The 7,671-nt window shown below is 65.6% G+C and carries 4 protein-coding genes and 4 pseudogenes; all 8 read right to left on the reverse strand.

Going from position 1 to position 7,671, the window contains the following annotated elements; genetic code table 11:
• Positions 1-228, reverse strand: a pseudogene (locus Q427_RS13865) (SPOR domain-containing protein); the annotation flags it as partial.
• A gap of 28 nt (positions 229-256) precedes the next feature.
• Positions 257-1,470: pseudogene (folC, locus tag Q427_RS36915) on the reverse strand (bifunctional tetrahydrofolate synthase/dihydrofolate synthase).
• Positions 1,471-1,543: 73 nt separating this feature from the next.
• Positions 1,544-2,574 (reverse strand): annotated as a pseudogene (gene accD / locus Q427_RS13875) (acetyl-CoA carboxylase, carboxyltransferase subunit beta).
• Positions 2,575-2,640: 66 nt separating this feature from the next.
• Positions 2,641-3,456: a tryptophan synthase subunit alpha gene (trpA, locus tag Q427_RS13880; protein ID WP_043514857.1), complete on the reverse strand. Its 816-nt coding sequence runs from the start codon at positions 3,454-3,456 to the stop codon at positions 2,641-2,643.
• Between the two features lie 9 nt (positions 3,457-3,465).
• Entirely contained in the window at positions 3,466-4,680 is a 1,215-nt protein-coding gene (gene trpB, locus Q427_RS13885) for a tryptophan synthase subunit beta (RefSeq protein WP_155833558.1), read from the reverse strand.
• A 63-nt stretch (positions 4,681-4,743) separates the two neighbouring features.
• Positions 4,744-5,403: a phosphoribosylanthranilate isomerase gene (locus Q427_RS13890; RefSeq protein WP_051496377.1), complete on the reverse strand. Its 660-nt coding sequence runs from the start codon at positions 5,401-5,403 to the stop codon at positions 4,744-4,746.
• Positions 5,400-6,354, reverse strand: a pseudogene (gene truA / locus Q427_RS13895) (tRNA pseudouridine(38-40) synthase TruA). Before truA ends, Q427_RS13890 begins: the two are co-directional and overlap by 4 nt.
• 7 nt (positions 6,355-6,361) lie before the next feature.
• A partial coding sequence (locus tag Q427_RS32315) for a type IV pilus assembly protein FimV (RefSeq protein WP_442905496.1) occupies positions 6,362-7,671 on the reverse strand: 1,310 nt, incomplete at its 5' end.

The following is a 7,671-nucleotide window of genomic DNA, read 5'->3' on the forward strand; positions in this document are numbered from 1 at the left end:
GCCGACCTCGCCCACCGACTCGGGGCCACGTATCTCTCCCAGGCTGCCCGGCGGCTGGGGGTCGGGCACATCGCGGCGCTCCACCGGGACCGGCTGTTCAATGCTCATGACGGGTTGCGGCCGCTCGTCGCGAGGCGCCGGGTCGTCGAACAGCATCGGCACGAAGATCACCGCCAGGGCGATCAGGATGATGGCCCCGCTGACTCGTTCACGCATTCCGTACTTCATCTTGACCTCCTGCCCAGCTAAACCACACCTACGCCTGCAACCACGCCAGAATGGCGCCTACGGTAAAGAAGGAACCGCAGACCAGCACTCGATCCTCAGGGGAGAGCCGGTCGCTGAGCCACTTGGCACCCGCCTCCGGCGAGGCCGCCTGAAAGGCCACTGTCGCGCCACTACCAAGCACATGTTCGGCCAACTCCTCGGCCGTACGTGCGCGCGAGCCCTCCAGTGTGACTGTCACCCAGGCATCCGCCACAGTCGACAGTGCACCGATCACCCCATCGGCATCCTTGTCGCCCAACATGCCCAGCAGTATCCACGTTCGGCCTGTGCAGGCCATGGCCTGCAGCCGCCCCGCCAGATAGGCCGCAGCATGGGGATTATGCCCAACGTCGAGACACCACTGCCCCAGCCACTGCATCCGCCCAGGCAGCCTGACTTCGGTCAGCGCCAGCCGGCAGGCGGCAGCATCCAGGGCCAGATCGGCCAGTGCCAAGGCTTGAAGAGCCGTTGCTGCATTGTCCAGCGGCAGGCCGGGGTCCGGCAAGTCTTCGAGGGAAGCATTATCGATGGGTAATCCGGCACCCTGCCAGCGCCAGCTGGAAGGCCCCGTCTCATGCCACTGAAAGGCCTCACCTAAAGCCAAGACCGGAGTCCCGAGCGCTGCAGCCGTTTCGCGCACGCTGTCGGGCAGCTCCTGGCTGCCCAGGACCGCCGGTCTCCCGGGGCGAAAGATACCCGCCTTCTCACGGCCGATGCCTTCGAGGTCGTCGCCCAGGTAAGCCGAATGATCCCGGGCAATGGTGGTAACCACCGCCACGTCGCATCGATGATATTCACCGCATCCAGGCGCCCGCCCAGGCCGACCTCCAGGATTGCCAGGTCCGGCTGGATGCCGGCGATGGCCCACAGGGCGCCCAGGGTGCCGACTTCGAAGTAGCTCAGACTGACAGGATCGCCGTCAAGGCGTGCCGCCTCGACAGCCTCGAATCCGGCAATCAGCATGGCGTCGCTGGCCTCCGCTCCATCCAGGCGCAGCCGCTCGTTGTAGCGCAGCAGGTGCGGCGAGGTATAGCTGGCGGTGGAAAGGCCATGCGCGCGGGCCAGTGCCTCGAGCAAGGCCACCGTGGAGCCCTTGCCGTTGGTCCCCGCCACGGTAATGACACGCCTAGCCAGGGTGGCATCGAGTAGCCCCATACGACGGCCGACCTCGGCCACCCTGTCGAGACCGAGGTCAATGCCCATGGGATGCGCTGCTTCCAGCCTTTCCAGCCAGGCATCGAGCCGCCGGGATGTAGCGGGCCGCGTCACGACCGGGTCAACGCGGCGACTCGGAACGGTCGGCTTCGTTTTCGGGGTCGCCCGGCTCCGAAGTCGCGTCCCGGTCGTCGGCCGGCTCGGAGGCGCCGGGCTGCTCGAGCTCCACTTCCTCTACCTGTTCGGCCATATCGACCAGGTCCGGCTCCACCAGCAACTCATCGTCGAGACCACTGGCAGGCTGATGGGTCAGCTTTCGCAGCACCCCACCCAGCCTGTTTCGCATGTCGCCACGCGATACGATCATGTCCACGGTACCGTGCTCCAGCAGGAATTCGCTGCGCTGGAAGCCTTCGGGCAGTTTCTCGCGGACGGTCTGCTCGATGACCCGCGGGCCGGCGAAGCCGATCAGGGCGTTGGGCTCGGCCACATTGAGGTCACCAAGCATGGCCAGGGATGCGGAGACACCACCGAACACCGGGTCCGTGAGGACCGAAATATAGGGAATGCCCGCCTCGCGCAGCCGTTCCAGCGCGGCAGAGGTCTTGGCCATCTGCATGAGCGAGAACAACGCCTCCTGCATACGCGCCCCACCCGAAGCGGAGAAGCAGATCAGCGGAATGCGCTCCTCCAGTGCCAGGGTGGCGGCACGCACGAACTTCTCCCCCACCACGGCCCCATGGAGCCACCCATGAAGGTGAATTCGAAGGCCACCACGACCACCGGCAGGCCATCGAGGCTACCGCGCATGGCGACCAGCGCGTCCTTCTCGCCGGTCTCCTTCTGGGCGGCACTGAGGCGATCCTTGTACTTCTTGGAGTCGCGGAACTTGAGTCGGTCCGTGGGCTCGAGATCGGCCGATATCTCCTCACGCCCCTCCTTGTCGAGAAACCAGTCGATGCGCTTGCGCGCGGTCAGCCGCAGGTGATGATCACATTTGGGGCAGACGTTGTGGTGCTTGTCCAGCTCAGGCAGGTAGAGCACTGCTTCGCATTTGGGACACTTGCGCCACAGGCCATCGGGCACGCTGGCGCGCCGATCCTTGCGCTGTATACGCCCCATGGAAGGTACGATCTTGTCAAGCCAGCTCATGAAAGGCTTCCGTATGCTGTCGCGCCCGGCATGGCCGGGCGTCGTGTATCGAATGGGTTGGCGGCATCAGCGTCCGCTCAGGGCATCCAGCGCGGTGCGCATGTCACCCAGTACCGCCTTGAGCTCACCGGCAATGACACCCGGGTTCTCGGCATTGGCGGCGATACGACTGACCAGCGCACTGCCGACGATCACGCCGTCGGCCACCTTGCCGACCTCCGCGGCCGAGGCGCCATCGCGAATGCCGAAGCCCACGCAGAGCGGAAGGTCGGTCAGTTCGCGCAGCGGAGCCAGATGGGCGGCCACGTCCTCTGCGTTGAGCGTCGCCGCGCCGGTTACACCCTTGAGGGCCACATAGTAGAGGTAGCCCTCGCCATGGCCGCATATTGTAGCGGCCCGTTCATGGGAAGTGGTAGGGGCAACGAGAAAGATCGAAGCAAGGCCCCGGGCCTTGAGGATCGGGCCGAGCACATCGGCTTCCTCGGGGGGCATGTCGACGGTGAGCACCCCGTCGACACCCGCCGCGGCTGCCTGGTCGGCGAAAGCGTCCAGACCGATCCGTTCGACCGGATTCAGGTAGCCCATGAGGACAACCGGCGTATCGGTGTCGGTCTGGCGGAACTCGCGCACCATCTCGAACAGGTGGGTCAAGCGCACGCCGTGCTTGAGCGCACGCTCGCAGGCCTTCTGGATCACCGGGCCATCGGCCATGGGGTCGGAAAACGGCACCCCCAACTCGATGATGTCGGCACCCGCCTCCACCAGGGCATGCATGAACCCGACGGTATGCTCGGGGGCCGGGTCACCAGCGGTGATGAAGGGAATCAGCGCCCGGCGGCCATCGGCCTTGAGCGCGGCGAAGCGTTGGTCGATACGGTTCATTGGAGCCCCTTAGAATTCAATGCCGTCGAGTTTGGCAACCGTCATGATGTCCTTGTCGCCGCGACCGGAAAGATTGACGACGATGTTCTGGTCGGGACGCATGGTCGGCGCCAGCACCTTGGCATAGGCCAGGGCGTGGGCGGACTCCAGCGCGGGCATGATGCCCTCGACCCGGGTCAACTCGCGAAACGCCTCAAGCACTTCTTTATCGTTGGCTGCCACGTAGTTGACCCGCCCCGCGTCCTTCCACAGCGCATGCTCGGGGCCGACGCCGGGATAGTCCAGGCCCGCAGAGATCGAGTGAGTATCGGAAACCTGGCCACCCTCATCGGACATCAGGTAGGTGCGGTTGCCGTGCAACACGCCACGGGGCGCATTGGAAGCGAGCGGTGCCGCGTGGCGTCCGGTCTCGACGCCATCGCCGCCGGCCTCGACGCCGTACATGACCACCTCATCGTCCTCGACGAAGGGGTAGAACAGGCCCATGGCGTTGGAGCCGCCGCCCACGCAGGCAATCAGCGCATCGGGTAGCCGGCCGAACTCCTCCAGCGACTGTCGACGCGCCTCACGGCCGACTACGGCATTGAAGTCACGCACCAGCATGGGATAGGGATGCGGGCCGGCCACGGTACCGATGATGTAGAAGGTGTCGTCGACGTTGGTCACCCAGTCGCGCAGCGCCTCGTTCATGGCATCCTTCAGCGTGCGGGTACCGGAGTCCACCGGAATCACATTGGCCCCCAGCAGGTGCATGCGATAGACGTTGAGCTTCTGGCGCTGTACGTCCTCGGCACCCATGTAGACGTCACATTTCAGCCCGAGGCGAGCGGCTACGGTGGCCGTGGCCACGCCATGCTGCCCGGCACCGGTCTCGGCGATCACCCGTGGTTTGCCGCTCTTCTTGGCCAGCAACGCCTGGCCAATGGTGTTGTTCACCTTGTGGGCGCCGGTGTGGTTCAGGTCTTCCCGCTTGAGCCAGATCTGCGCCCCGCCAAGCTGCTTCGACCATCGCTCGGCATGATAGAGCGGTGATGGACGGCCCACGTAATGGGCCAGGTCATAGTCGATTTCGGCCTGGAATTCGGGATCGTCACGAAGGCTCAGGTAAGCCTTCTCCAGATCGTCCAGGGCGAAGCTCAGGGTCTCCGAAACGAACCGGCCACCATAGGCACCGAAATGGCCACGGGCATCCGGCAGTCGGGTCAGGTCACTGAACTTGCTCACGAAAGACACCTCACAGGGTCGCCAGTAGGAACAGGGGAAAGACAAGGGAGATACGGTCGACGCTCAACGCAGCCGGCGAAGCTCGCCATCGGCACCATTCGCCGCTGCCGCGAAGGCCATCAGCAGTTCGGGGGCCTTGCAGCCTGGAGTCGCCTCGACGCCTCCGGAAACATCCACCGCAAAGGGACGCACGCTGGTGATGGCTTGGGCCACGTTGGCCGGCGTCAGACCTCCCGCGAGAATAACAGGTTTTGCCAGGCTTGCGGGGATTCGCGACCAGTCGAAGGTCTCCCCTGTGCCGCCTGGCACACCGGGCCGATAGGCATCCAGCAACAGCGCCTGGGCACCCCGATAGTCGGCCGCGGCGGCATGCAGGTCGAGGCCGTCACGCATGCGCAGCGCCTTGATCCAGGGGCGCTCGAAGCCGGCACAGTAGGCAGAGGCTTCGTCGCCGTGGAACTGCAGCAGGTCCAGATACCGGCTGACCCGCATGACCAGCTCCGGCGACTGATCGACGAAGAGCCCAACGCGGGTGACGAAGGCGGGCACCCGCTCGACGAGCGCCGCCAGGCGAAACTCATCGACGTGGCGGCTACTGCCTGGCCAGAGCACGAAACCCAGGGCATCGGCACCGGCGGCCACGGCGGCGTCGATATCCTCCTCACGGGTCAGTCCACAGAACTTGATGCGAGTGCGGACGAGGTGCCGGTACGAATCACTCATGGCGCCTTCTCCTCGACCAGTGTATCCGCCAGTCCTGCTGGAGGGAGCGACTCCGCCAGCGGGCGCCCTCGACGGAACTGGACCATGGGGCAGTCGGGCAGCTCCCGCTCACCGGTCCATTCGCCGAGGAAAGCCAGCAGGTTGGGCCCGAGCGGCTCCCGGGGCAGCCCCCATACTTCGTCATAAAGCGAATCGACGAAGTGCAGGCCACAGGCCGGGGCGGTGACGTCGGAACGGGTTCGGTCCTTGAGCGCCATGAGCTCAGCGAGGTAATCGTCGCCGACGTTGCCGCGCCCCACCGTCACCAGGGCACCGACGATGTTGCGGACCATGTGATGGAGGAAGGCGTTGCCTGGATGTCGACGACCACCAGGGGCCCATGACGGTGTACCTCGATGAAATGCATCTTGCGCCACGGCGTCTTGGACTGGCAGCCCGCCGCCCGGAAACTGGAAAAATCATGCTCGCCCACCACTGCCTGTGCCGCGCGATGCATCGCCTCCGCGTCCAGCGGGTCGCGGCACCAGGTGACATTGGCCCTCTCGAGTACCGGCCGACTCGGCTGGTTGAGGATGATGTAGCGATACCGCCGCGCCAGTGCCTTGAAGCGCGCATGGAAATCATCCGGCACTTCATGCACCCAGCGCACCGCAATGTCCCGCGGCAGGTTGGCGTTGACGCCGAATACCCACGCCTTCTGTGAACGCGGCACCGGTGGGTCGAAGTGGACGATCTGGCGGGTGGCATGTACGCCGGAATCGGTGCGCCCGCTGGAATGCACCGTGATCGGCTGGCTGGCGACCTTCGCCAGCGCCCGCTCCAGCTCGGCCTGTACCGACGGTGCGTTCTTCAGGCGCTGCCAACCGCAGTAGCGCTGCCATCGTATTCCACCCCCAGGGCCAGGCGGCCGCTGAGGGGGGTGCGTTCATCGAGACGTCGAAAAAGGGTCATTCGGCCATCAGAGTCGATAGTGGGTGATCAATTCCTTGGCCTGGGCCTGAAGCCTGGGGTCGTCGGCGCTATCCCTCAGGCGCTGAAGCAAGGCGTGCGCCCGCTCGGTCGCACCGACGTTCAGCAATCGCCGCGCCTCATCCAGCTCGTCGAACCCGGCCAGGGTGTCGCTAGCGCCCTCATTATCCCGGTCCAGCGGCGGAAAGGCCACCTCCTCCACTTCCCACTCTTCCTCTTCCATCCCTGGCGCTTCGCCCAAGGGCACCTCGCCCAGGGGTGCGGCCTCTTCCCGCGCATCCTCCCGATCACCGTCGGCGGCCAATTCGGCCTCCTTCCCCATGCCTGACCCGGTGGTGGGAAATTCGATGCTGGGCTGCATCGGTGTTTCCTCGCGACGACCCGGTTCAGGGTCGAGGGTGGGTGGCTGATAATCGATCATGTCCCACGCCCTCATTGAGCTTTCACCGGCATGGTCACTGTCGGTAGAAGATGTGACGGTCGCTGTCTTATCTGCCCTATCCGATGGAGGGACCGGCTCAGGCTCACCGACCTGTGCCACCCTGTCGTCGTCATCGCCATCCGAAGGCGCCACTGTTTCGAAAAGTGGTGCTTGCGCCTCGATGCCCCCGCTTTCGTCAACCTCACTGCGCTCCTCGACCTCGCGGCGCTCCTCGGCTTCGTCGCCCTGCGGGTCGAGCAGTGAATCGAACGTCTGTGGCGGCAACTCTCCGGCGGCAGCAAACGCGGCTGGTGCCTGGTCCCGGCCCTTGTCGTCGTCGGACGCCGCCGCACGATGAGCGGCCATGAGCCGACTGGCTTCCGCCATCAAGGCGGGATCGCCCCCTTCGGCGAGACGCTGCGCCTCGCGCTCGGCCGATGGCCAGTCCCCCTGCTCCACATGAACCGTGAGTAGCTTCAGCCGCAGGTCATCCCGCTCGGGCTCGCGGGCAAGTCCGGCCAGGAGGCTCTCCCTGGCCTGGTCGTAGCGGCCATAGGCCATGAAGATGTCCGCCTCGCTGATCGCCTCCGCTTGCGGCATCGGTGCAGGCCGCTCGACAGCCGATTCGGCACTGGCGACGGACATGCCCGCCACGATCGGTGGAGTCGTGCCAGAGGCCGGCGGCGGTGCGCCCATGGGCTCAGCCGGCGCTCCGTAGGTCACGCTGGGCATGCTGGCAAAGCTCTTTGTCGATGCCGTTTCGCGAGAACGGCGACGGCGTATCAGCAACCATAGGCCCAGCAGGGCTGCCAGACCCGCCCCACCCAGCATCAGTTGGCGGTCCATCCCGTCCTGGTAGACCGCCCCCCACCAGGGTG

This window comes from Halomonas sp. BC04, from assembly GCF_000568385.1.